Source organism: Priestia flexa, assembly GCF_021441905.1.
Lineage (GTDB): Bacteria > Bacillota > Bacilli > Bacillales > Bacillaceae_H > Priestia > Priestia flexa.
In genome coordinates this window covers 3,255,779-3,278,881 of the sequence record NZ_CP090431.1, presented here as the reverse complement: position 1 = coordinate 3,278,881, position 23,103 = coordinate 3,255,779, and the positions used below count along the sequence as shown (strand labels likewise).

General features: G+C 37.7%; 18 protein-coding genes, 1 pseudogene and 1 other annotated feature. Of the genes and pseudogenes, 11 read left to right on the top strand and 8 right to left on the bottom strand.

Annotation, left to right across the window (positions count from 1 at the left end):
* Nucleotides 1-29: 29 nt before the first annotated feature.
* From LZP85_RS16825 to LZP85_RS16815, 3 genes are read right to left on the bottom strand one after another with little or no spacing between them, the layout of a single operon-like run.
* Entirely contained in the window at nucleotides 30-1,208 is a 1,179-nt protein-coding gene (locus LZP85_RS16825; RefSeq protein WP_119543258.1) for an acetoin utilization protein AcuC, read from the bottom strand.
* Nucleotides 1,205-1,849: an acetoin utilization AcuB family protein gene (locus LZP85_RS16820; RefSeq protein WP_061785750.1), complete on the bottom strand. Its 645-nt coding sequence runs from the start codon at nucleotides 1,847-1,849 to the stop codon at nucleotides 1,205-1,207. Before LZP85_RS16820 ends, LZP85_RS16825 begins: the two co-directional genes overlap by 4 nt.
* Nucleotides 1,850-1,865: 16 nt before the next feature.
* Nucleotides 1,866-2,498 (bottom strand): GNAT family N-acetyltransferase, encoded by a 633-nt coding sequence (locus LZP85_RS16815; RefSeq protein ID WP_025909474.1) that lies wholly within the window; start codon nucleotides 2,496-2,498, stop codon nucleotides 1,866-1,868.
* A 222-nt stretch (nucleotides 2,499-2,720) separates the two neighbouring features.
* On the opposite strand from LZP85_RS16815, the gene acsA reads away from it, so the two are divergent.
* Both acsA and tyrS read left to right on the top strand, forming a co-directional pair.
* The gene (gene acsA, locus LZP85_RS16810; RefSeq protein ID WP_100346712.1) at nucleotides 2,721-4,436 is read left to right on the top strand and encodes an acetate--CoA ligase; all 1,716 of its coding nucleotides are present in this window, start codon (nucleotides 2,721-2,723) and stop codon (nucleotides 4,434-4,436) included.
* Between the two features lie 404 nt (nucleotides 4,437-4,840).
* Nucleotides 4,841-5,056: a binding site (T-box leader), on the top strand.
* Between the two features lie 59 nt (nucleotides 5,057-5,115).
* Nucleotides 5,116-6,372, top strand: a complete 1,257-nt coding sequence (gene tyrS, locus LZP85_RS16805; protein ID WP_119543256.1) for a tyrosine--tRNA ligase — start codon at nucleotides 5,116-5,118, stop codon at nucleotides 6,370-6,372.
* 80 nt (nucleotides 6,373-6,452) lie between these two features.
* Here the strand turns inward: tyrS and rpsD are convergent, their stop codons facing one another.
* Nucleotides 6,453-7,055, bottom strand: a complete 603-nt coding sequence (rpsD, locus tag LZP85_RS16800; protein WP_025909471.1) for a 30S ribosomal protein S4 — start codon at nucleotides 7,053-7,055, stop codon at nucleotides 6,453-6,455.
* Nucleotides 7,056-7,379: 324 nt separating this feature from the next.
* Between rpsD and LZP85_RS16795 the strand changes: the two genes are divergently transcribed.
* A complete protein-coding gene (locus LZP85_RS16795) occupies nucleotides 7,380-9,212 on the top strand; it encodes a sensor domain-containing diguanylate cyclase (protein WP_206782175.1) in 1,833 nt (610 codons plus the stop codon).
* A 126-nt stretch (nucleotides 9,213-9,338) separates the two neighbouring features.
* A pseudogene (locus LZP85_RS16790) lies at nucleotides 9,339-10,711 on the top strand (IS1182 family transposase); the annotation flags it as partial.
* Between the two features lie 137 nt (nucleotides 10,712-10,848).
* Here LZP85_RS16790 and LZP85_RS16785 read toward each other — a convergent pair.
* Nucleotides 10,849-11,328 (bottom strand): GAF domain-containing protein, encoded by a 480-nt coding sequence (locus tag LZP85_RS16785; protein WP_025909469.1) that lies wholly within the window; start codon nucleotides 11,326-11,328, stop codon nucleotides 10,849-10,851.
* Between the two features lie 245 nt (nucleotides 11,329-11,573).
* On the opposite strand from LZP85_RS16785, the gene refZ reads away from it, so the two are divergent.
* Nucleotides 11,574-12,227, top strand: coding sequence for a forespore capture DNA-binding protein RefZ (gene refZ / locus LZP85_RS16780; RefSeq protein ID WP_119543254.1), 654 nt, complete (start codon nucleotides 11,574-11,576; stop codon nucleotides 12,225-12,227).
* Here refZ and hisJ read toward each other — a convergent pair.
* Complete coding sequence (gene hisJ, locus LZP85_RS16775; RefSeq protein ID WP_119543295.1) at nucleotides 12,213-13,007, bottom strand: histidinol-phosphatase HisJ; 795 nt, start codon at nucleotides 13,005-13,007, stop codon at nucleotides 12,213-12,215. The genes refZ and hisJ overlap by 15 nt on opposite strands.
* 314 nt (nucleotides 13,008-13,321) lie before the next feature.
* Between hisJ and ezrA the strand changes: the two genes are divergently transcribed.
* Nucleotides 13,322-15,013, top strand: coding sequence for a septation ring formation regulator EzrA (gene ezrA / locus LZP85_RS16770; RefSeq protein WP_119543253.1), 1,692 nt, complete (start codon nucleotides 13,322-13,324; stop codon nucleotides 15,011-15,013).
* 54 nt (nucleotides 15,014-15,067) lie between these two features.
* On the opposite strand, the gene brnQ is transcribed toward ezrA, so the two are convergent.
* On the bottom strand, nucleotides 15,068-16,429 hold the full coding sequence (gene brnQ, locus LZP85_RS16765; protein WP_119543252.1) for a branched-chain amino acid transport system II carrier protein: 1,362 nt from the start codon (nucleotides 16,427-16,429) through the stop codon (nucleotides 15,068-15,070).
* A gap of 265 nt (nucleotides 16,430-16,694) precedes the next feature.
* Here brnQ and LZP85_RS16760 point away from each other — a divergent pair, with 265 nt between their 5' ends.
* From LZP85_RS16760 to LZP85_RS16745, 4 genes are all read left to right on the top strand, one after another.
* Entirely contained in the window at nucleotides 16,695-17,837 is a 1,143-nt protein-coding gene (locus LZP85_RS16760; RefSeq protein WP_061785775.1) for a cysteine desulfurase family protein, read from the top strand.
* Nucleotides 17,838-17,843: 6 nt separating this feature from the next.
* Nucleotides 17,844-19,055: a tRNA uracil 4-sulfurtransferase ThiI gene (thiI, locus tag LZP85_RS16755; protein WP_119543251.1), complete on the top strand. Its 1,212-nt coding sequence runs from the start codon at nucleotides 17,844-17,846 to the stop codon at nucleotides 19,053-19,055.
* Between the two features lie 95 nt (nucleotides 19,056-19,150).
* Nucleotides 19,151-19,345, top strand: a complete 195-nt coding sequence (locus LZP85_RS16750) for an alpha/beta-type small acid-soluble spore protein (protein WP_119543250.1) — start codon at nucleotides 19,151-19,153, stop codon at nucleotides 19,343-19,345.
* Nucleotides 19,346-19,480: 135 nt separating this feature from the next.
* Nucleotides 19,481-21,076: an amidohydrolase gene (locus tag LZP85_RS16745; protein WP_119543249.1), complete on the top strand. Its 1,596-nt coding sequence runs from the start codon at nucleotides 19,481-19,483 to the stop codon at nucleotides 21,074-21,076.
* Between the two features lie 42 nt (nucleotides 21,077-21,118).
* On the opposite strand, the gene LZP85_RS16740 is transcribed toward LZP85_RS16745, so the two are convergent.
* Nucleotides 21,119-21,919 carry an NAD kinase gene (locus LZP85_RS16740; protein ID WP_119543248.1) on the bottom strand — a complete coding sequence of 267 codons (801 nt, stop codon included), beginning with the start codon at nucleotides 21,917-21,919 and terminating at the stop codon, nucleotides 21,119-21,121.
* A 158-nt stretch (nucleotides 21,920-22,077) separates the two neighbouring features.
* On the opposite strand from LZP85_RS16740, the gene sppA reads away from it, so the two are divergent.
* The gene (gene sppA / locus LZP85_RS16735) at nucleotides 22,078-23,091 is read left to right on the top strand and encodes a signal peptide peptidase SppA (RefSeq protein ID WP_119543247.1); all 1,014 of its coding nucleotides are present in this window, start codon (nucleotides 22,078-22,080) and stop codon (nucleotides 23,089-23,091) included.
* Nucleotides 23,092-23,103: the final 12 nt, after the last annotated feature.

The window sequence follows — 23,103 nt, the reverse complement described above, 5'->3', positions numbered from 1 at the left end:
TCTTATGATATGAGAAGAGGCCATGCTTTTTAGTGAGACGAAGCTTCTTTCTGATGCGAGCGAATAGGAAAGAGCGCTCGAGAGACAGTATGAGCATTCTTTTCTTCAATTTCTTTCCTTCTTGGAATAGGATCATAAATTCCATCTTCATCATCCCATTTTGTACAAATTGGGATGGGCGCTTCTCTTTCCCACTTTTGAACCCAAGTGGTCGGTAAGTTTCCTGTAATCGATTGCTTTTCTAACATCTCCAGCCAAATAAAGGACCAAGCACGTGGAACTACCCGCCAAATATCATACCCTCCACCACCTACTCCAATCCACTTTCCATTGCAGTATTTATGAGCGATTTCATGCGCAACTTTTGGGATTTCTCGATACATTTTAGTCGTGCCGCAGAGGTGAGTAAGAGGATCATAGTAATGAGAATCAGCACCGTTTTGAGTTAAGATAACGTCAGGTTTAAAGAACGCAGCAACCGCTTCAAGCGATGTTTTATAGGCGTGTAACCATGAATCGTCTTCTGTATAGGCATCAACTGGTATATTAAATGAATATCCGTATCCTTTATTATGTCCGCGCTCGTTTACATCGCCAGTTCCAGGGAATAGGTATCTACCAGTTTCGTGAATAGATAAAGTACATACAGAAGGATCGTCGTAAAAAGTCCACTGCACGCCATCACCGTGATGAGCATCTGTATCGACATATAAAATGCGGGCACTGTATTTTTCTTGCATATAGCGAATAGCTACCGCACTATCATTATAGATGCAAAAGCCGGATGCTTTTCCTCGAAAGCCATGGTGAAGTCCACCACCAAGATTTAGTGCATGGTTAGCTTTTCCTGTCATTACTTGATCTACGGCAGTAAGTGTACCACCAACGAGAAATGCACTAGCTTCGTGCATGTTATGAAAAATAGGCGTATCTTCCGTTCCCAGTCCATAGCTTTCACCTTTTGTTGTCGATAAATTTCCTAATCCAGCATCTTTAACAGCTTGTATATAAGCAGGGTCATGAACGAGCGCTAGTTCTTCGTCAGTAGCCATTCTGGGTAAGACAATTTGTTTATCTGTTAGCATTCCAGATTCCAGCAATAGTTCATAAGTTAGCTTTACTCGGAGCTGGTTAAAAGGGTGATGGTGGTTAAATTTATAGGTTAATAAATCTTCAGAGTAAATAAAGACGGCATCTTGTTTTTTCATAACGTACTCTCCAGTGGTTTTGGCCAAATAACTTCGTAGCCGTGATCACGTAAATCGTTAATAATGCTAAGCGGGTTAAATGTTTGAACCCTAAAAACGAGTACTTTATATCGATCATCTTTATGAGGATATACTAGGACGCTCAAGATGTTCGTACGGTGTTGACCAAAAATAGCTGTCACATCACTTAAAACACCAGCTTGGTTTTTAACTTTCACTTCAATATGTGACCCAGGCTTATGTGACCCAGTTAGCTGAATAAAGCTACGCAATAAGTCTCGTTCGGTAACGACACCGATTAGACGGTTCTCTTGTGTAACAGGTATGCATCCAATTTGGTTTTCATAGAAGACGTTTGCGATATCTTCTACAAAATCAAGAGGGTGTGCAGTAATAACATTCTTTTGCATGATGCGATGAATAGGTTCTGATAATTCAGTGGACTGTGAAGATGGATCTAAAATTGATGGACTAGCATCTCGTATATCACGATCAGAGATGATACCAACAATATGATGTGCATGATTCACAATTGGAATATGACGAATTTTATATGTATCTAGCAAATGAAGTGCTTCAGCAATGGTATCAGTCGGTGCTAGAGTAATAACATCTTGAATCATAATCTCTTCAACAAGCATATAAAACGCCTCCTTATCAATACATAAAGCGATTTTGAAAACGCAGATGATCAAACGATTGAACGCTATCTAAATTGACTCTTTTTCCTATTCGAGCCATTAAACAGTTGGCTGGATGTGAGCTGATTTCCGGGTCATCTGTTGCATACCAGGTTAATCCACCCGTGTTCATCATTTTTTCCATGATTTTACGATATTCCCACACGTTTAAGCCTGTTCCTTTTAAATCCCAATGCCAATAATATTCTGTTGTAATAATAATATAATCTTCCATGGCATCATCCATCATTGAAACTTTTAATAAGCTTTTGCCAATCGAGTAGCTTCTAAATGGAGCTGCTACTTCAATGGCACCCAGTTCAATTAAATTATCCATTTTCCCTTCAGACCACCTTTCTAAGGGGTCTGGATATAAGAAGGTGACATAGCCAACAACCGTATGGTTGATGCGTGCAACAATAATTCTACCTTCGGGTAAGTCGGCAATTTCAACTAGAGCTTGCTTTTGCTGTTCAGCGGGTCTAAAAGCTGTTAATTCTTGGTGGAAATCTAGCTGTGCTAATGTTGTAGAGGAAACGGGACCTTCAATAACTAACGTCCCAACAGGAGTTTTAACTTCTTTCATATTGTATGTTTTGATGTGATTCAACAAGGTCACCACCTTTATTCGGTCTTATCTGTATTATACATAAAATCGAGATAAATGAAGCGTTTTCAATAAATTTATCGAGAAAAAAAGGAAATTGGTAAAATTAGTCGAATTATTCTATCGAGAACAGAGCATCATTCCAATAAATATTTTTAAAATTGAGAAAATTAAAGCTCTGTTATATAATAGGAATGAGAATATTTACATAAGGGGGAGTTTGTGATGAAAGTGGAAGCGCTTCCTGTAATTAACGGTGAGTATAATTTACAGGACTATGATCAAATGTATACAGAATTTGATTGGTCGCAGGTGGAAAAAGAATTTTCTTGGCATGAAACAGGTAAACTAAATGCTGCCTATGAAGCAATCGATAGGCACGCAAACTCTACGCGTAAAAACAAAGTAGCGCTTTATTACAGGGATGCGAATCGTAATGAAAAGTATACGTATCGTGAAATGAAAGATTGGTCGAATAAAGCAGCGAACGTTTTAAAGCAGGCAGATGTTGAAAAAGGAGATCGCGTTTTTATTTTTATGCCGAGATCCCCGGAATTGTATTTTGCTCTTTTAGGTGCTATTAAACTAGGTGCTATTGTTGGTCCATTGTTTGAAGCATTTATGGAAGGTGCTGTAAAAGATCGACTTGAAGATAGTGAAGCGAAAGTATTAATTACAACTCCAGAATTACTCCAACGTGTACCCGTTCAGGAACTACCCGCTTTAAAGCATGTTCTTCTTGTAGGTGAAGAAGTAGAAGAGCATGGACCATTTTTAGATTTTAATCAGCGTATTGCACAAGCAAGTAAAGAAGTTGAAATTGAATGGGTTGATCGAACTGATGGTATGCTGTTGCACTACACATCAGGTTCAACTGGTAAGCCAAAAGGTGTTTTACATGTTCATAATGCGATGCTACAACACTATCAAACTGCTAAATGGGTGTTGGACTTAAAAGATGAAGATGTTTATTGGTGTACGGCTGATCCCGGTTGGGTTACAGGCACATCTTACGGTATTTTTGGCCCGTGGCTAACTGGTTCAACAAATGTCATTATTGGTGGGCGCTTTAGTCCAGACTCATGGTATCAGGCTCTTGAAGAATACGGTATTACCGTATGGTATAGTGCGCCTACTGCTTTTCGTATGCTAATGGGAGCAGGAGATGAACTTGTAAAACGCTATAATCTATCTCAGCTTCGTCATGTTTTAAGTGTAGGTGAACCGCTAAATCCTGAAGTTGTGCGCTGGGGAATGAAGGTGTTTCAAAAGCGTATCCATGATACGTGGTGGATGACAGAAACAGGTGCTCAAACGATTTGTAACTACCCGTGCATGAAGATTAAGCCAGGATCAATGGGCAAGCCGATTCCAGGCGTAACAGCGGCTATTGTGGATGATCAGGGCCAAGAACTTCCACCGTATCGAATGGGGAATTTAGCGATTAAAAAAGGTTGGCCTTCTATGATGCATACAATTTGGAATAACCAAGCAAAATATGAATCTTATTTTATGCCAGGTGATTGGTATGTATCAGGAGATTCAGCTTATATGGATGAAGACGGTTATTTCTGGTTCCAAGGGCGAATTGATGATGTTATTATGACGGCTGGTGAGCGAGTAGGACCGTTTGAAGTCGAAAGTAAGCTTGTGGAACATCCAGCAATTGCTGAAGCGGGCGTTATCGGAAAACCAGATCCTGTTCGTGGTGAGATTATCAAAGCATTTATCGCATTGAGAGATGGGCACGAGCCTTCAGATGAGCTGATTGAGGAAATACGTCAGTTCGTGAAAAAAGGGTTAGCTGCTCATGCAGCACCGCGTGAAATTGAATTTAGAGACAAGCTTCCAAAAACAAGAAGCGGTAAGATTATGCGACGTGTTTTAAAAGCATGGGAGTTAGATCTTCCAACAGGTGATTTATCAACTATGGAAGATTAATCGAAAAAAGAGGCTGGGACCTAAGTAATTCAGCCAATGATAAACCTGAACGGTTGAGAGTTCCTCACTTTTAATCGTTCAGGTTTTTTGTTGATTGTGAAAACAATGTTGGAAACAGGGTGGAATGGAGTGTAGGACACTCGACTCCTGCGGGAAATAGAGGGAAACCTGAGATCCCGCAGCGCAGCGAGGAAGCTCAGGTTCCTCCACGCGGAAAGCGAGCGGCCGTAGTGCAATGGAACGAACGTGTTCTGACAACGTAAAGAGGTGAGAAAAGGGAGTGTTCGTCTTTTTGGAAATTTGTTTTGTTATGTCCCACTCTCTTTTAGTTTTTATCACATAGATTGCTACTTGAATTTTAAAATGAAATCATTCATAATAATGCTGTATAGATTTTTTTAATATAAAATGCAGAGATAGGAAAAAGTAGTAGCTGTCTCCCTGTTAAAGAGAGCTGGTGGTCGGTGTAAATCAGCCATAGACAGATATGAAGTACATCCTTGAGCATCTTTTGTGAACGTGTTAGTAGCAAAAGACGGGAAGACCGTTACATCGTTTAAGTGGAAAATAACCGTTGTTATTTTCAAATAGGGTGGTACCGCGATATTTTCGTCCCTTCTTTTATAGAAGGGGCGTTTTTGTGTTGTTTTGAAAGATATATTAAAGGAGAGAAACTTAGATGAACATTTTACAAGATCTTGAATTCCGTGGTCTTATTAATCAACAAACGGATGAAAAAGGATTAAGTGAGTTATTAAATTCTGAATCAGTTCGCTTATACTGTGGATTCGACCCAACGGCTGATAGCTTACACATTGGTCATTTATTACCCGTGTTAATTTTACGTCGCTTCCAGCAAGCTGGTCATCAACCAATTGCACTAGTTGGTGGAGGTACAGGTCTTATTGGAGATCCAAGTGGGAAAAAAGCAGAACGTACGTTAAATGAAAAAGAAACAGTAGCGATGTTTAGTGATCGTATTAAAGGTCAGCTATCTCGCTTCTTAGATTTTGAAAACGGGGATAATCAAGCGGTTATTGCAAATAACTATGACTGGATTGGATCTCTAGATGTGATTACATTCTTACGTGATATCGGCAAAAACTTTGGTATTAATTATATGATGGCAAAAGATTCTGTTCAATCACGCATTGAGTCAGGAATTTCTTTCACAGAATTTAGCTACATGATTTTACAGTCTTATGACTTCTTAAACTTATACAAAACGTATAACTGTAAGCTGCAAATTGGGGGAAGCGACCAGTGGGGGAACATTACAGCTGGCCTTGAACTAATTCGTAAATCTGAAGAAGATGCAAAGGCATTTGGTTTAACAGTTCCGCTTGTAACAAAAGCTGACGGTACAAAGTTCGGTAAAACAGAAGGTGGAGCAGTTTGGTTAGATGCTGAAAAGACAAGCCCTTATGAGTTCTATCAGTTCTGGATCAACACAGATGACCGCGATGTTGTAAAATACTTAAAATATTTTACGTTCTTATCTCATGAAGAGATTACGGCGCTTGAAGCATCTGCCAATGAAGCGCCTGAAAAACGTGAAGCTCAAAAAGCGTTAGCGGGTGAAATGACAGAACTTGTTCATGGGAAGGCAGCTCTAGAGCAAGCAATTCGTATTTCACAAGCGTTATTTAACGGTAACATTGCTGAGTTAACTGCAGTAGAAATTAAAGAAGGATTTAAAGATGTACCTTCTTACAATCATAGTGGTGAAGAAGTAGGACTTATCGATTTACTTGTTGAAAGTAAAATTTCTCCGTCTAAACGTCAAGCACGTGAAGATGTAACAAACGGGGCAATTTATATTAATGGAGAACGTATTCAAGATCTTCAAAAAGTAATGACGGAAGCAGACCGTATTGAAGGGCAGTTCACAGTTATTCGACGCGGTAAGAAAAAATATACGTTAATTCAATATTAATGAAAAGACGCTCAAGTTTGAGCGTCTTTTTTCATGAGTAAACAAAAAAAATTCCCAATAGAGGGAATCTTTTTTTACTATTAACGAGAGTAGAACTCTACGATTAGTGCTTCGTTGATTTCAGGAGATAATTCAGTACGCTCAGGTAAGCGAGTGAAAGTACCTTCTAATTTTTCTGCATCTACAGTTAAGTAGTCTGGTACGAAGTTTGTAGCTTCTACAGATTCTTTAATAATTGAAAGGTTGCGAGATTTTTCGCGAACACCAATCACTTGACCAGGTTGTACACGGTAAGAGGGAATGTCAACGCGTTTACCATCAACTAAGATGTGACCGTGGTTAACTAATTGACGAGCTTGACGACGAGTGCGTGCAAGACCCATACGGTATACTAAGTTATCAAGACGAGCTTCTAAAAGAATCATGAAGTTCTCACCGTGCTTACCAGTTAATTTACCAGCAGCAACGAATAAGTTACGGAATTGACGCTCGTTTACGCCATACATGTGACGTAATTTTTGCTTTTCTTGTAATTGTAAACCGTACTCAGAAATTTTCTTACGTTGTCCTGGGCCATGTGGACCTGGAGCGTAAGGGCGTTTTTCTAATTCTTTACCTGTACCGCTTAGAGAAAGACCTAAACGACGAGAAATTTTCCAACTTGGACCTGTATAACGAGCCATGATGACTCCTCCTTGTTTGTGTTTTTATTTTATGCAAAACAAAAACAGACACATTCTAACGATATGCTCATTTTGTTTTCATGTACCATCGCTCTAGCAGCAGAGAGTTACACGATACACCATCAGCTCATGCTGAGGAACAAAATGAAAAAACATAAAGAAGACTGTATAAGCTGCAATATTTTACACAACGAGTATTATATGTTTTCTACATCAGATTGTCAAGCCTGTTAATTTAAAAGGTTATGATAGGAAAAAACAGGATTTTTTATTATAATAAAAGAATGGTTTAGAAGAGGAATTAATGGTGTAGGTGATAATGAAATGAATCAACAAGAAGTTTTGAGAGAATTAAAAGGACGTTTATTTGAATTAACGCACGTTAATGACAATGCTGAATCATTACGACAAACATTAGATAAAATGGTGCAGAGCATCATTTCTATATTGGAATCTAGCAGTGGTTTTATTGCGTTAAAAGCAGGAGAACTCTATGGCTATAAATTAATAGCATCTGTAAATAAAAAAGGTAATCAAAGCAATGATAAGGGTGAAAAAGAGGTATTAGACCTTCTTAACTCTTTACCGTTACGTACTCAACAAAGCTATTATGTGACAGATTCGTATATTGTAATGGCGCTAACAATTGAGCATTATCATTGTTTGTTTGGTATAGAAAGAACGGATTTAGTAAAGGGAAATAGTAATAGCTTTTTAACAGAGCTTAGCAAGCAGTGTATTGCATTTCTAAAGAAAGTATATGCCCATTATCAAACATCCATTGATAAGGCGCGATATAAGGAGCTATACGAATTAACAGAAGCATTTAACCGTTCCATGAACATGGATTACATATTAGAAAAAGTGATAAGCGTATTGGAAGGTATGTATCCAACTTATCAACATAAAATTTATGTTGCCCATGATTATCGTGGGCGGTATATCGATAAAATTTTGCCCCTATCATACGATGATCAAGAGCTAATGAATATTTATGTGACAGGTGAGGTTGACGTAGTTTCAACAGATAGTACAGGCTGCAAAGTTTATGCACCTCTTGTAGGTTCGCAGGGAACTTATGGTGTGCTTATTATGGAAAAGAGTACACCGTCTTTTTTTCCACATTCAGAAATCCCCTTTATTAAACAATTAATCAGCGTCACTGCAGGGGCATTGGAGAAGGTACAGCTTTATGTACGTTCGCAAAAAAACCTTACCGATTTAAAGCTCATTAATGAAACATCACGTCATTTAAACGAAAAATTAAATCTACACGACGGTATTCATTATGTGTCGAATCGAATTATGACATCATTTGATGCTCAAGAGGTTGGCGTAATCTTCTTTGAGGATGATTATTATGCCCCATTAAAAGGAAACACTGCATTTTTTGACACCCCTGGTGCGAGATACTATATTGAGTATGCATATAAAAGGATTACTCAGGAGAATGAATCGTTGTTTATAAACAATATAGTTGGAGAGCTGAATGATGAACTTGTTACATTTCAATCACTAATTGCTGTACCGATGGTTCAAGACCAACAGTTAAAAGGTATGGTAATGGTTCTTCATAAGCAACCTTATTTCTTCTCTTTTGATACATTTAAGCTCGTTCAGGAGATTGTTCATCATTCAACGCTTGCATTTGTGAACGCGATGCTGCGAGATGAATTAGAAAAGTTAGTCGTGACAGATCATTTGAGTAAGCTTTATTCGAGGAAATACTTGGATCAGTGTATTGAAGAGTCTATGAGAAAAGATTCGGGCGGCTCATTTATTTTATTAGATATTGATAATTTTAAGAGAATAAACGATACATATGGTCATCAAGTAGGAGATGATATTATCATTCAAATATCAAATCTTATTAAAGGGAATATTAGGTTAAATGATGTAGCAGCAAGGTGGGGCGGTGAAGAATTAGCTGTTTACTTGCCCTGCACTACATTAAGTATCGCAAAGCGCATAGCGAATCGGCTTGTTAAGCGTGTAGAAGAAGAAACAATCCCAAAGACAACAATTTCCTCTGGTATTTCTTTTTGGTCTCAAGAACAACAAGATTCAACTGAGAAACTATTTAAGCGGGCTGACCTAGCATTGTATGAAGCGAAAAAAAGAGGGAAAAACCAAGCCGTTATTCAAGAGTATAAATAATAAAGAGGATGCTTAAGCATCCTCTTTATTCAGGCTGTTGAGAAACTTTGTTCTCAACAGCTTTTTTATGTCTGTCTTTTTTTATCAGTGGTAACACTGATAAAAAAAGACTGGAGTTGATGAAACATGATGGGTGCACTTAAAAATCATCGAGATGAACAAGTGATGGTTTCTGTAGAAGATTTAGTTCCTGCCAATCACTTTTTGCGTACAATTGAAGCGACAATTGATTTTAGCTTTATTGAAGAAAAGCTTCTTCCTTATTATTGTGAAGACAATGGACGTCCTTCCATTCATCCCATTACGCTATTCAAAATGATGTTTATTGGCTACTTTTATGGCGTTCGTTCCGAACGTCAACTTGCCAAAGAAATTCAAACGAATGTGGCGTATCGATGGTTCTTAGGCTTATCGTTAACGGATGCCGTTCCTCACCATTCGACGATTAGTTTTAATCGCCGAACACGCTTTTTAGATACGACGATTTTTGAAGACATTTTTGATGAAATTGTTCGCCAGGCGATAGAACATCGCATGGTTGGTGGACGTGCTTTAATGACAGACTCGACTCATATCAAAGCGAATGCGAATAAACATAAATATGAAAAACAACCAAAGAAGTCCCGCCGACAAGCGTATATGGAAGAGTTAGAAGCAGCCGTCAACGAAGATCGTCTTGAAAACGGAAAAAAGAACTAAGTCCTCGAAAGGAAGGCGTTGCCTTACAAAAACAAACCCGCATCAGTACAACGGATCCCGATAGTGGTTTTATGATGAGAGATGGAAAGCCAGATGGCTTTCATTATTTAGATCATCGAACGGTGGATGTCAAACATAATATTATTACAGATACCTGTATTACAGCTGGCAATGTGGCTGACTCTGTTCCTTATCTTGACCGCCTTGACATACAAATAAAAAAGTTTCGCTTTTCTGTTGAAGCTGTTGCATTAGATGCCGGGTATTTTACAAGCCATATTTGTAAACGCCTTTCTGAAAAAGGGATTTTTATGGTGATGGGCTATCGGCGTTTTGGATCGTCAAACAAAGACGTGCCAAAACGTCTGTTTCACTACGTACAGGAAAAAGATGTATTCGCTTGTCCAATGGGGTGCATTTTATCGTATGCGACTACCAGTCGCACAGGAGATCGTACATACAAATCAAATCCAAGTGATTGTGCCGTTTGTCCAATGAGAGACGGGTGTTTTTCCGCTTCCCAAAAACAACGCGTGGTGACACGTCACATTTGGGAGAGATTCAAAGAACAAGCGCGTCTAAACAAGCGCACAAAAGCAGGTAAACAACTTTATCGTATGCGTTGCACGACGATTGAGCGTAGCTTTGCCGACGCAAAAGAGCTAAATGGGTATCGATATGCCCGGTATCGAGGGCTGAAGTCTGTCCAGATGCAGGCGTATCTGACGGCAGCTTGTCAAAACATGAAAAAAATCGCCCATTACCTGACCAAAACAGGTCAGGTAATGGGCGATTTTTATGGAAAACGACGATTTGTTTGTGAAATGTTTACTTGTTTCACTATAAAAAATGAAAAGAGCCTCAGATTGACGAGAACCTTACAGGTTTCTCGTCAATCTGAATAAAGAGGATGCTTAAGCATCCTCTTTATTATTTATTACATTGCTTCTAGCAAAGCTTCAACAAACTTCTCTAAATAAGCTTGGTCTAGTTCATCAAAACGGTTTTTAATTGGGCTATCGATGTCCAACACACCAATTAATTTATCGTCTTTTACAATAGGGACAACAATCTCTGATTGAGATGCAGCATCGCAAGCGATATGACCGGGAAACTGATGTACATCAGCAACAAGCTGCGTTTGTTGGGTTTCAGCGGCAGTTCCACAAACACCTCTTCCAAATGGAATTCTTACGCATGCTGGTAAGCCCTGGAAAGGGCCAAGCACTAGCTGATTCCCTTCCGTTAAATAAAATCCAACCCAGTTTACATCTTCTAAAAACTGGTTTAAAAGTGCTGAAGCATTAGAAAGGTTTGCGATCAGATTATTTTCTCCGTCAATTAATGCACGAAGTTGCTTTAAAACAAGTTCATAATTTTTTTCTCTTGATTCGCTATAATTTTCGACATGAAACATGTTATTCTCCTCCATTCAACATAAAACGTATAAAATGTATCAAAGCGCGTCGTTCTGTTCATGACTTTGTCGATAAAAGATTACAGGAACTTAGAAGCTTATCACGAATTATGTAGATAAGCCCATAAAACCCTTTTAAATAATGTAACGATTTCTCTCGGATTTTGCAATGACTTTGATTGTGTATAAGAAGACGTGATTCCTGCTTAAATATCACTTGATTGAAAAAAGATGAGGTGGTAAAAATGGTTGTTCAAGCTAAAACGAAGGAACGAATTATTGACGCTGCGGTTTCATTATTTAACGCGAAAGGTTTTGATGGAACTTCAGTACGCGAGATTGCTACAAAAGCAAAGGTGAACGTAGCGAATATTTCATATTACTTTGAAGGTAAAGAAGGGCTATTAGAAACGCTTGTTACAACTTACTTTGAAGGCTATATAGCAGAACTTGAAAATGAATTTGAGCTCAGGGAATATAAAGATGCTAAGGAGTGTTTACAGGGGATGGTCTCTGCTGTACTGAATTATCAGCACGAAAACCGTACAATTGCGCGGCTTGTCTATCGCGAGATTTCACTAGACACGACGTTCATAAGAGAAGTTATGACAACATACTTAACAAAAGAAAAGTACTACCTTAAAACCGTTTTAGAAAAAGGAATGGAAGATAGGGAATTTCGAAAGGTTAACTCTTCATTTATCATTATTCAGCTGAAAGCACTGCTTTCGATGCCCTACCTTCATCCACAATATTTAACAGAGGTATTATATATTATGCCTCAAGAAACCTACTTTTTAGAGCAATACAATGGCGAACTAACTGCTTGGATTCGAACGATGCTATATGAACAGCGTGAACCGAAAAAGCAAGTGCACGTGCGTTTAACAAGAAAATAGCGTTTCGTAACCTTGACCGAGGTCCTTCGCACAATGGGCATCTGATCCATAGACAAGAGGGATCTTTTTTTTGCGTGCTAATTCAAGCACATCAGGAGCAGGGTATGCTTCTTGACAAAGAGGTTTAAAGAGTCCAGCTGCATTATAATCAAGCTCCAAGTTTTGTTGCTGAATAGCTAATAAAATCGTATTAATTTTTTCAGTAAATCGATTTGGACACGGAAATTGCCTTTTGAATTTATGAACAAGTGTAATATGTCCAATTCGCTTCGGCTTAAAAAGTCCTAGGTCATAGTTTACAGACTTCAACAGCGTTTCGTAGTACTTATCATATGTTTTGCTTACACTCCCAAATTTCTGTACAATATGAGCAAATGCTTCGGGGCTATAATCTAAACAAAAGTACTGACGGTCAAATCTTAAAAAGTGAACAGACAGTATGCTGTCGTCTAAGTGAGGGCCGTATTCATTTAAAAATTGCGTAGTTTTCGTTTCAAATCCATCAATATAATCCACTTCAAGTCCAACGTTGATTTTTAAATCGTTGGCATACTGCTCTTTTATGTGATGGACATCTTTTAAATAATTTTCAAGCTGTGTCATCGACATGCCGCTATCTTGTTCCGGAGTTGGGTCAACAAAATTCTCAGGAATCGGGGCATGCTCTGTAAATGAAATTTCCTGGAAGCCTAATTGGATGGCTTTCTCTACATAAGCTTGTAATGAATCCTGTGAGCCATGTGGACAAAATGGTGTGTGGATATGTCGGTCTACCTTCATCAACTTGCATCACTCCTTTCATTTTCTTTAATTGTAACGTTGCAGGCTAAAACTTCAACTGTAGAACTCGAAATTTCAGCAATTTTGTCGATGAATTTAGAAAAGCAAAAGGTTTTTCTTTGAAAGAAATGATAAAAGGAGACACAGTCGACAAATTGCCAATATTTTGTGTGAAAAAATTAAAATTTTTGCTCAAAAGCAAGGCTTTACATGGTATCATAAAAACATTGACGCTTAAACATTTAAAGGATTACAATAACCCTTTTTATAAATAGGAAACTTGTCATGTAGAACGTATTGTAAGGGGGCTTAGTATGGAATTTATTATTGCACTAATCATACTAATTATTGGATTAGTTGTGTACGGAATGTTTTCACGAAAAAAATTTTATCAGGAAATTGACCGGCTTGAATCTCGTAAGATGGAGTTAGAGAATATGCCGGTGGCAGAGGAAATTTCAAAAGTAAAAGAACTAAACATGACAGGTCAAACTGAAGAGCTATTTGAACGCTGGCGTGAACAGTGGGATGAAATCGTAGCAACTGAGCTTCCAAAAGTTGATGAATTACTTTTTGAAACGGAAGAATGTGCAGATAAATACCGCTTTAAAAAAGCGAAGCAACTATCTATACATATTAATGAACTGTTAGATAAAACAAAGGCTGAGATTGAGAACATATTAACAGAATTACAAAATCTGATTGGCAGCGAACAAAATAATCGTCATGACATTGAAGAGCTTAACCAGTTGCACCGTCATGTAAAGAAAAAGTTGCTAGCGCACCGCTATTCATATGGAAAAGCGGAAAAAACGCTGGAAGCAGCGATTGATCATGCAAAGAAACAGTTTGCTGTTTTTGAAGAAGAAACAGTAAATGGAAACTATTTACAAGCACGAGAAACGGTTCTGCAATTAAAAACGGATTTAACGACAATTGATACATGCTTAGAACAAATTCCAAAAGTGTTAGTAGAATGTCAAACTACGCTTCCAGCTCAGTTTTCAGAGCTAATTGATGGATTTATGGGTATGACCAGAGACGGCTACGTGTTAGATCATTTGCAAGTTGAAGAAACGATTGAATTTTTAAGACATGAAACAGACACTATTATTCAACAAATCGAAGAGCTTTATGTAGAAGAAGCAATGGCAAAGCTCGATGATGTAAATGAACGCTTAGAGCAACTATACGATGCTTTAGAGCACGAAGTGTATTCATATCATAAGATGAATCAAGAATCTCAAACGGTTTCACATTTCTTGAAGATTTTACAAGATAAGAACCGAGAACTGCGAGATGAAACACTGTTCGTACAACAAAGCTATCACTTTAAAGAGAAAGACTTAGAGCTGTATTACAAAATGGATCGTGAATTAAAGCGTTTAACGAACCTTTATTATAATATCTCAGATAAAGTAGCGGAACATAACTTAGCTTATAGCGTTATTCAAGAAGAACTTGAAGATGTGTCTAAGCAACTAAAACAGCTTCAACAGTCTCAAGAATCTTATAGCGATATGCTTCAAGCGTTGAGAAAAGACGAACTAACGGCTAAAGAGCAAATTGAGGATTTAAAGTCTCAGCTTATTGAGGCAAAAAGGTTGATTCAGAAAAGTAATTTACCAGGTGTACCTGAATACTATAAGGTACAGTTAGAAAAGACGATGCACCTCTTGAAAGACGCAACGTTAAAGCTTCAAGAAAAACCTCTTAACATCCAAGCAGTCCAAGCTCTTCTTAGTGAAGCTGTAGAGGCTGTAAAAGAGACATTTGAAGAAACGGAAGCAATTCTAGAAGAAGCGCAGCTTGTGGAGAAGATGATTCAATATGGAAATCGTTACCGCAGTCAGTATGGATCGGTAGCTCAAGCGCTACGAGATGCAGAAGAGCTATTTCGTAAATATGAATATAAAGAAGCTCTAAACGAAGTAGCTAGTGCGATTGAACAGGTCGACCCTGGTGCGGTAGAAAAAATCCAGCAGTTTATGATCACAAATAGATAGAATAAAAAAACGTCAGCTTAGTTAGCTGGCGTTTTTTTTATAATTGATATGAAATTATGAAGCTTTGCGAGAAGAAGATTCCAAATCTTCGATGTAGCTTCCACGGATTTTACTAATCATATAGCCAATGATACAAGCGATAAGGGTTGGAATTAGCCAGCCCATTCCATCGCTATAAAGCGGGAGGTAATTTGTAAACAGCTTGTCAATACTTGCAATTTTTAAATTAGCAGCATTTAACCCGTCAAAGAGGCTAAAGAAAGAACTTGTAACGACTGCTAATACATATACTTCACGGCCAAATCGCAGTGCTGATGCAACTAGAGAAAGGACAATTAAGCTAATTGCAATTGGATAGATAAATGTAAGGATTGGTACGGAAATAGAAATTAACTGTGTTAGCCCTACATTTGCAATAACTGCACTAAATATCGTGAGCACTACTACAAAACCTTTATAAGAAAGTTTTGGAAAGATTCGATTAAAAAAAGAACTACAAGCAGAAATTAAGCCAATTGATGTAGTTAAACATGCAAATGTAATTGCTAGTCCTAAAATAATCGTTCCAAAGCCGCCAAATAGCTCGCGAGCAACAGCTGTTAAAATTGCTCCTCCGTTGGCTTGCATGCCAATAGACTCTACGCTAGATGCACCAATATAAGCTAGTGATACATATACTAAAATCAATCCAATAGCAGCAATAAAACCTGCTTTAATACAAATAGCCGAAAGTTTCTGACTATTCACAATCCCTTTTTCTCGAATACTTGAAATGACAACAATTCCAAACACAAGAGCTGCAATAGCGTCCATTGTTAAATAACCATCAACAAACCCTGCTACAAATGAAGCTGATTCGTACCTTGGTTGTGGAAGTTGAAATTCTCCCATTGGTGTCAGTAAACTTTTTAGAACAAGTATAGCTAAAACTGTTAACAACAGCGGTGTTAAAACCTTACCAATGCGATCTACAATTTTTGTTGGGTTCAATGACAAAAATAACGTAATACCAAAGAAAATAATTGTATAGATCATTAAAGGTACATTACTAGCTAACGCGCTATCAGATAAGAAAGGTGTAACACCAATTTCAAACGCTACGGTATCTGTTCTTGGAATACCAAAAAAAGGTCCAATTGCTAGATATAAAACAATTGTAAAAAATATTCCGAAAATAGGATGTACTCTGTTTGCTATTTTTGTAAAATCTCCATTGGTTTTAGATGTGGCGATAATTCCTAGTAACGGCAATCCAACACCCGTTATCAAAAAGCCAACTGTTGCGCTCCATGTATTTACCCCTGCTTGTTGTCCTAACGAGGGAGGGAAAATCATATTACCTGCACCAAAAAATAGGGCAAAAAGCATTAAACCAATAGCTAATGTCTCTTTGCGAGTCAATGCTTCTTTTTTCATAATGCCTCCTATGTTTTATAGAAATAGTATAAAGTTTCTGATACATACTATCATACTTCATAAAAAAAATGTCGAAAATTTTAAAAATCTAAATATTCAGTTTAATATTTCGGACAGTTATTATATTATTTAGGCTTTCCTTTTAGAAAAGTAATTAAGAGTATTATCTGTTTCATTTGGATAAATAAACAACATCATTTAAAAAATAATGAAGGTATGCTAAGATAAAAAGTTGTTTCTAAATATTCTTAAAGGGGCGTGCACATTGATTTACTTAGATAATAGTGCTACTACTAAGCCTTACGATGAAGTTATTCAATCTTTTACAAAGGTTGCTACGACATATTATGGAAATCCTTCTTCACTCCATCAGTTTGGTGTACAAGCTGAAAATCTTATGACAAAGTCAAGAGAGCAAGTAGGGCAATTATTACATGTATCACCTAAAGAAATTATTTTTACATCTGGAGGTACGGAAGGAAATAACATGGCGATAAAAGGTACAGCCATGAAATATAGAAATAGAGGCCGTCATATTATCACAACGGCTATTGAACATGACTCCGTTCATGAACCTTTTAAACAATTACAAGAGCTTGGTTTTGATGTAACATATTTACCTGTTTCTAGAGAAGGGTTTGTGGATCCTCATGATCTTAAAGATGCAATTACAGCTGAAACTATTTTAGTTTCAATCATGCATGTTAATAATGAAATTGGAACAATTCAACCTATTGAGGAAATTGGGAAAATACTGAAGGAGTATCCAACCGTTTTATATCACGTAGATCACGTTCAAGGGATTGGAAAAGTCCCTCTTTCATTGCGAGGTGCTCATATTGATTTATGCACAATATCAGGTCATAAAATTCATGGTTTAAAAGGAACTGGTATTTTGTATATAAGCCAAGGCGTTGAGCTTTCACCATTAATTAGTGGAGGGGCTCAAGAGTTGCAGAAACGCTCTGGAACTGAAAATGTGCCGGGAGTTGTCTCGTTCGCAAAAGCAATGCGTTTAACCATGGAACATGCGTCGAAAAATAGTAATAAAATGAAAAAGATGCAGAGTGAACTGAAGTCCCAATTGGAAAAGCATGAGCGTATTATCATGAACACTCCAGCTGAAGGAGCCGCTCCTCACATCTTGAATTTTACAGTAAAAGGAATCAAAGGTGAAGTATTCGTTCATGCTCTAGAGGAAAAGGGTGTTTTTGTATCTACGACATCAGCGTGTTCTTCTAAGCGTCAAAAGCCTAGTAAAACATTATTAGGAATGGGGAAAAGTTACGAAGAAGCTGATCAGTCAATTCGTATTAGCCTGTCTCATTTTAATGATTTTAATGAAATAACGCCAACAGTTAATGCAATCTTCACAGTAATTGAAGAACTAAAAAAAGTAATGGGGTAAAAATAAATGATTTATAACCATATATTAATTCGCTACGGAGAAATCTCAACTAAAGGACAAAACCGAAAGAAATTTGTTGCTCAGCTACGTCAAAATATTGCTCATGCCTTAACTCAATTTTCTAACGTGGATATTAAATATACAAGAGATCGTATGTACATCCATTTAAATGGAGAAAATCATGAGCCGATTGTAGAACTTCTTCAAGAAGTTTTTGGTATTCAGAGCTTTAGCTTAGCTTTAAAAGTAGAAAATGAACTAGAAGCCATTCAAGAAGCTGCGTTAAAAGCGATGCAAGAGTTTGATGTAGAGAATAGAACATTCAAAGTATCAACACGTCGTGCGTATAAAGAATTTCCACTTGATACCAGTGAGCTTAACTATGCAGTTGGTAGTCACATTTTGCGAAATACAACAAATTTGAAAGTAGATGTGCGTAATCCTGATGTAAATGTAAGGGTAGAAGTTCGTCGTGAAGCAACGTACATTACGTGTTTTGACTATCAAGGAGCTGGAGGGCTTCCAGTAGGTACAAGCGGACGCGCAATGCTTATGCTATCAGGTGGAATTGATAGCCCTGTTGCAGGTTACCTAGCGATGAAAAGAGGTCTGGAGATTGAAGCAGTTCATTTCTATAGCCCACCGTTTACAAGCGAACGCTCTAAGCAAAAAGTAATTGATCTTGCTCAAAAGCTTACGAAATATCATGCCAATATTAAGCTTCATATCGTGCCGTTTACAGCTGTTCAGCAAGCTATTCAAAAACAGATTCCAGAAAACTATACGATGACATCTACAAGAAGAATGATGCTTCGTATTACGGATTTATTGCGTGCTCAGAGAGAATCTTTAGCGATTGTAACAGGAGATAGTTTGGGACAGGTTGCTAGCCAAACGGTTGAAAGTATGTATGCAATTAATGAAGTGACAAACACGCCAATCTTACGACCACTTGTCACAATGGACAAAACGGATATTATTAAAATTGCTCAGCGAATTGATACGCATGAGATTTCGAATCGTCCTTATGAAGACTGTTGTACAATTTTTACGCCAAGCGCACCAAAAACAAAGCCGAAACGTGAAAAAGTAAATCGATACGAAGAATTTTATGATTTTGATACGCTTATAAAAGAAGCAGTTCAAAATACAGAAACCCTTGAAATAAAGGCGTTGGAGCCACAAAATCTACTTGGAAATGACGACGATTTATTTTAAAAAATAAAAAGATAAAAATTACCAAAAAAAAAACGTATGAAGCCATGTGTTTTGACACACTCTATATTCAACAAGCAACGAGGAGGTGAAAACACATGGCAAACACAAACAAATTAGTAGCTCCTGGTTCAGCAGCTGCTATCGACCAAATGAAATACGAAATCGCTTCTGAATTCGGTGTAAACCTTGGACCAGAAGCAACATCTCGCGCTAACGGTTCTGTTGGTGGCGAAATCACTAAACGTTTAGTTCAAATGGCTGAACAACAACTTGGTGGTAGCTACAAATAAGTCATATTAACTGAATAATGATGGCTAAAGAAGAGTGAGGGAAACCTCACTCTTTTCGTTTTGGTGATTTTCTTTCACCATTTGTGGCAAAGCTTTATACTAAATGTAAAGTACGTTTGGGAAAGGGAGAGAGAGATGGGAACATTGTTTTACGGTGGAAAAATTTATACAATGGCTCAAGAAGGAGAATGGGTAGAGAGTGTTTTTGTAGAAAATGGGATGATTGAAGACCTTGGTTTCGAACGTGACGTCAGAAATGCACAACAAAAAAATACTCAAAACGAAGTAAACTTAGATGGCAGCGTCATGTATCCCGGTTTTGTTGATAGTCATTTACATTTAATTGGACACGGAGAAAAACTGCTTCGTTTAGACTTATCCCAAGCGTCTTCTGCCAGTGAGGTATTGAAATTAGTTCAGGAAAAGGTTAAGCAAACGCCACCAGGGGAATGGATTATTGGAGAAGGATGGGATGAGAATCAGTGGGATGATCGAGAACTACTTCATTATCGAGATTTAGATTCTCTTACAGACCAACATCCAATTGTTCTTAAACGTGTTTGTAGACACGGGTTGCTTGCTAATGGCAAAGCGTTAACAATAGCGAAAATCTCTAAAGGCACTGAATCACCAGAGGGAGGCGCCATTCAAGTTGATGAGCTGGGAATGCCAACGGGCTTTTTAGCAGATCAAGCACAGGAACTGGTAACCAAGCATATTCCAGTTGTATCAGAAGCTTATTTAGAAAAAGCTTTGCAGGTTTCAATTAAAGATTGTGTTCAATACGGACTAACGGGCGTACATACGGAAGATTTAAATTATTATGGTGGTTTTACACGAACATACCAAGCGTTTAAAAAAGTAATAGAGGATCAAAGAAATTTATTTCGCTGTAACTTACTTGTTCATCATAAGGTTGTAGAATCAATGGACGAATATGTGAAACAGCAGTCTACCCACTCTGCATTTTTAGAATTTGGTGCGATGAAAATTTTTGCTGATGGTTCATTAGGTAGTAAATCTGCACTGCTTAGCTTTCCATATAAAAGTGATCCATCAACAAACGGGCTAGCTATTCAGAGCCTACCAGAGCTTAAACAGCTTGTTCGAAAGGCGAGAGAGCTTAGCAGACCTGTAGCTATTCATGCTATCGGTGATTTAGCTTTTGAATACGTATTAGATAGCATTGAGCAATATCCACCTAGTGAAAAGGTTCGAGATCGTATTATTCATGCACAAATCTTAAGGAAAGATTTGATTGAAAGAACGAAGCGTTTACCTGTTGTATTAGACATTCAACCGCGCTTTTTAGCAAGTGACTTTCCGTGGGTAATTGATAAGATAGGTGAGGAAAATTTAAAATATTGCTATGCATGGAAGACTCTATTAGATAACAGCATTATGTGTGCGGGAGGCTCGGATGCACCTATAGAGCCAATTAACCCACTGCTAGGAATACACGCAGCCGTAACGCGCAAAGTAGGGGTAGGCGACTTACCTGAATATATGCCAAAAGAAAAGTTAACGATGTTTCAAGCCATTCAGCTATTTACATTAGGAAGTGCCCAAGCAACTAGCCAAGAACATATAAAAGGAAAGATTAAAAAAGGATACATTGGCGACTTTACGGTGTTTAAAAAGGACTTATTTGAGATAAACGTGGATGAGCTACTTGAAGTGCAAGTACATTTCACCATTATAAATGGTGAGATTGTTTATCAGTGTTCATAAAGAAAGAGGTGTGCTGTAAAGCACGCCTCTTTAAAATAGTACTCATAAGAATGTACGCTGTACGCGTTGCCAAAATGAATTATCTTTTAATTTTACAGTTTTAACTTGGCGATCGCTTAGACGAACTTGGATTTGATCTACGTGTTTTGTACTGATTGCTTCGTTATCTAAGCCGATAACAGGGTAATGGCTGTTATCGTTTGAGAGCTTTAGGGTTAACGTGTGCTCATTGCTTAAAATAAAAGAAGATCCAAGCGTACGATAATTGTTATTGTTTAAAGATGCAAGTTCGCTGATTTGCATACACGGTAAAAGTGGATCAACGACGGCACCGTTAACTGATTTATTATAAGCTGTACTTCCTGTTGGTGTCGAAATAACCATACCATCGCCACGGAATGTCTCAAAATGATTCTCGTTAATAAATACGTCCATTGTAAACGTTTTTATTAATGCGGATCGCACAAGACATTCATTTAGTGAATGGAATGTCGTCTCTTGATCAATGGTTGTTTCTAATACAGGAAAGCGCCTTACCTCAATATTTTCGGAAGTGATAGCGTCAATCATTTTTTCTTTTTCATTAATATGGAAATCACAGTAGAAGTTTAGCTGCTCGGATGTTGCTACCCCTGCATACAAGCAGTCATCTCTAAAACCTGTTTGACGGACAGCCTGTAAAAAAGCACCGTCATCTCCAATGCTTACAATAATATTTGCCTCTTTCGATTGCTCTACTACCGTAAAATCATACTTAACCGCTAACTCTTGTAAAGGTTTTACTGCGGCATTCGTTTCTTTATTTCTAGGATGAAAGAAATAAACATTACGACGATTTGACATATGTAGTTCCCCCTTGTTTCCCCGTCTTTGATGTAAAAAAATAGTATAAAAGTAAACTTTCTTACAAAAGTTTGTTACAATAATTATATCACTATTAAAACATAAATTGAAAGATTATTCTTTCAATTTGTAATCAGGATTAATTTAGGAGGGTTTTCATGAATACGAAAAGGTGGGTAGCACTCGCCATCGCAGTTGGTGTATTTATTATTTCAATACTAGTAAACACAGTTTCAACTTTTATTTTTGCTAGTGATGAGGAAACGGGCGTTGCTGGGTTCTTTGGCGGAAGTACTAGCGAGCTAACTGAAACGGTTATTGAAGAGGGTGCGTCTCTTAATAAGATTGCTGTTTTAGAAGTAAACGGAACGATTCAAGATACAGGAGATAGTACATCAGTATTTTCGCAAGGTGGCTATAATCACGAGCTGTTTTTAGAACAACTTGATGCAGCTAAAGATGATGACATGGTCAAAGGAATTATCATAAAGGTTAATTCACCAGGGGGTGGAGTAGTAGAAAGCGCTCAAATACATAAAAAAATGGAAGAGATTCAAGCTGATACGAAAAAACCTATCTATATTTCAATGGGCTCAATGGCTGCATCTGGTGGATATTACATCTCGACATCAGCTGATAAAATTTATGCAACTCCAGATACGTTAACAGGTTCACTCGGTGTTATTATGCAAAGCGTAAACTACGGAGAACTCGCTGAGCGTCTTGGAGTAAAAGACGTGACAATAAAAAGTGGTGAGCATAAGGACATTATGTCACCTACGAGAGATATGACTGAAGAAGAGCGTCAAATTATGCAAAAGCTTATTGATAACTCATACAGCGGCTTTGTTGATGTCATCTCGAAAGGGCGCGACTTATCTGAAAGTAAGGTGCGTGAAATTGCTGATGGGCGAATCTATGATGGTCGCCAAGCAAAAGAGTTAAAATTAGTTGATGAGCTAGGGTTCTTTGAAGACAGCTTAGTAGATATGAAAAAGCAGTATAAGCTAAAAGATGCTCAGGTTATTGAATACGAATCAGGCTTTGGCTTCCCTTCATGGCTATCCATGAGCATGAACAAGATGATGGGAAGTGACCAGCAGCTATCTTCTGTTTTGAAATCATTAGCTGAGCCAAATTCTCCTCGTATGATGTATCTATATCAAGAATAGAGGTGGATGAAT

Bases quoted from the DNA above. Each gene is read 5' to 3' on its own strand.
- LZP85_RS16825 (WP_119543258.1), bottom strand. From the start codon at position 1,208: ATGAAAAAACAAGATGCCGTCTTTATTTACTCTGAAGATTTATTAACC.
- LZP85_RS16820 (WP_061785750.1), bottom strand. From the start codon at position 1,849: ATGCTTGTTGAAGAGATTATGATTCAAGATGTTATTACTCTAGCACCG.
- acsA (WP_100346712.1), top strand. From the start codon at position 2,721: ATGAAAGTGGAAGCGCTTCCTGTAATTAACGGTGAGTATAATTTACAG.
- tyrS (WP_119543256.1), top strand. From the start codon at position 5,116: ATGAACATTTTACAAGATCTTGAATTCCGTGGTCTTATTAATCAACAA.
- rpsD (WP_025909471.1), bottom strand. From the start codon at position 7,055: ATGGCTCGTTATACAGGTCCAAGTTGGAAAATTTCTCGTCGTTTAGGT.
- LZP85_RS16795 (WP_206782175.1), top strand. From the start codon at position 7,380: ATGAATCAACAAGAAGTTTTGAGAGAATTAAAAGGACGTTTATTTGAA.
- LZP85_RS16785 (WP_025909469.1), bottom strand. From the start codon at position 11,328: ATGTTTCATGTCGAAAATTATAGCGAATCAAGAGAAAAAAATTATGAA.
- refZ (WP_119543254.1), top strand. From the start codon at position 11,574: ATGGTTGTTCAAGCTAAAACGAAGGAACGAATTATTGACGCTGCGGTT.
- hisJ (WP_119543295.1), bottom strand. From the start codon at position 13,007: ATGAAGGTAGACCGACATATCCACACACCATTTTGTCCACATGGCTCA.
- ezrA (WP_119543253.1), top strand. From the start codon at position 13,322: ATGGAATTTATTATTGCACTAATCATACTAATTATTGGATTAGTTGTG.
- brnQ (WP_119543252.1), bottom strand. From the start codon at position 16,429: ATGAAAAAAGAAGCATTGACTCGCAAAGAGACATTAGCTATTGGTTTA.
- thiI (WP_119543251.1), top strand. From the start codon at position 17,844: ATGATTTATAACCATATATTAATTCGCTACGGAGAAATCTCAACTAAA.
- LZP85_RS16750 (WP_119543250.1), top strand. From the start codon at position 19,151: ATGGCAAACACAAACAAATTAGTAGCTCCTGGTTCAGCAGCTGCTATC.
- LZP85_RS16745 (WP_119543249.1), top strand. From the start codon at position 19,481: ATGGGAACATTGTTTTACGGTGGAAAAATTTATACAATGGCTCAAGAA.
- LZP85_RS16740 (WP_119543248.1), bottom strand. From the start codon at position 21,919: ATGTCAAATCGTCGTAATGTTTATTTCTTTCATCCTAGAAATAAAGAA.
- sppA (WP_119543247.1), top strand. From the start codon at position 22,078: ATGAATACGAAAAGGTGGGTAGCACTCGCCATCGCAGTTGGTGTATTT.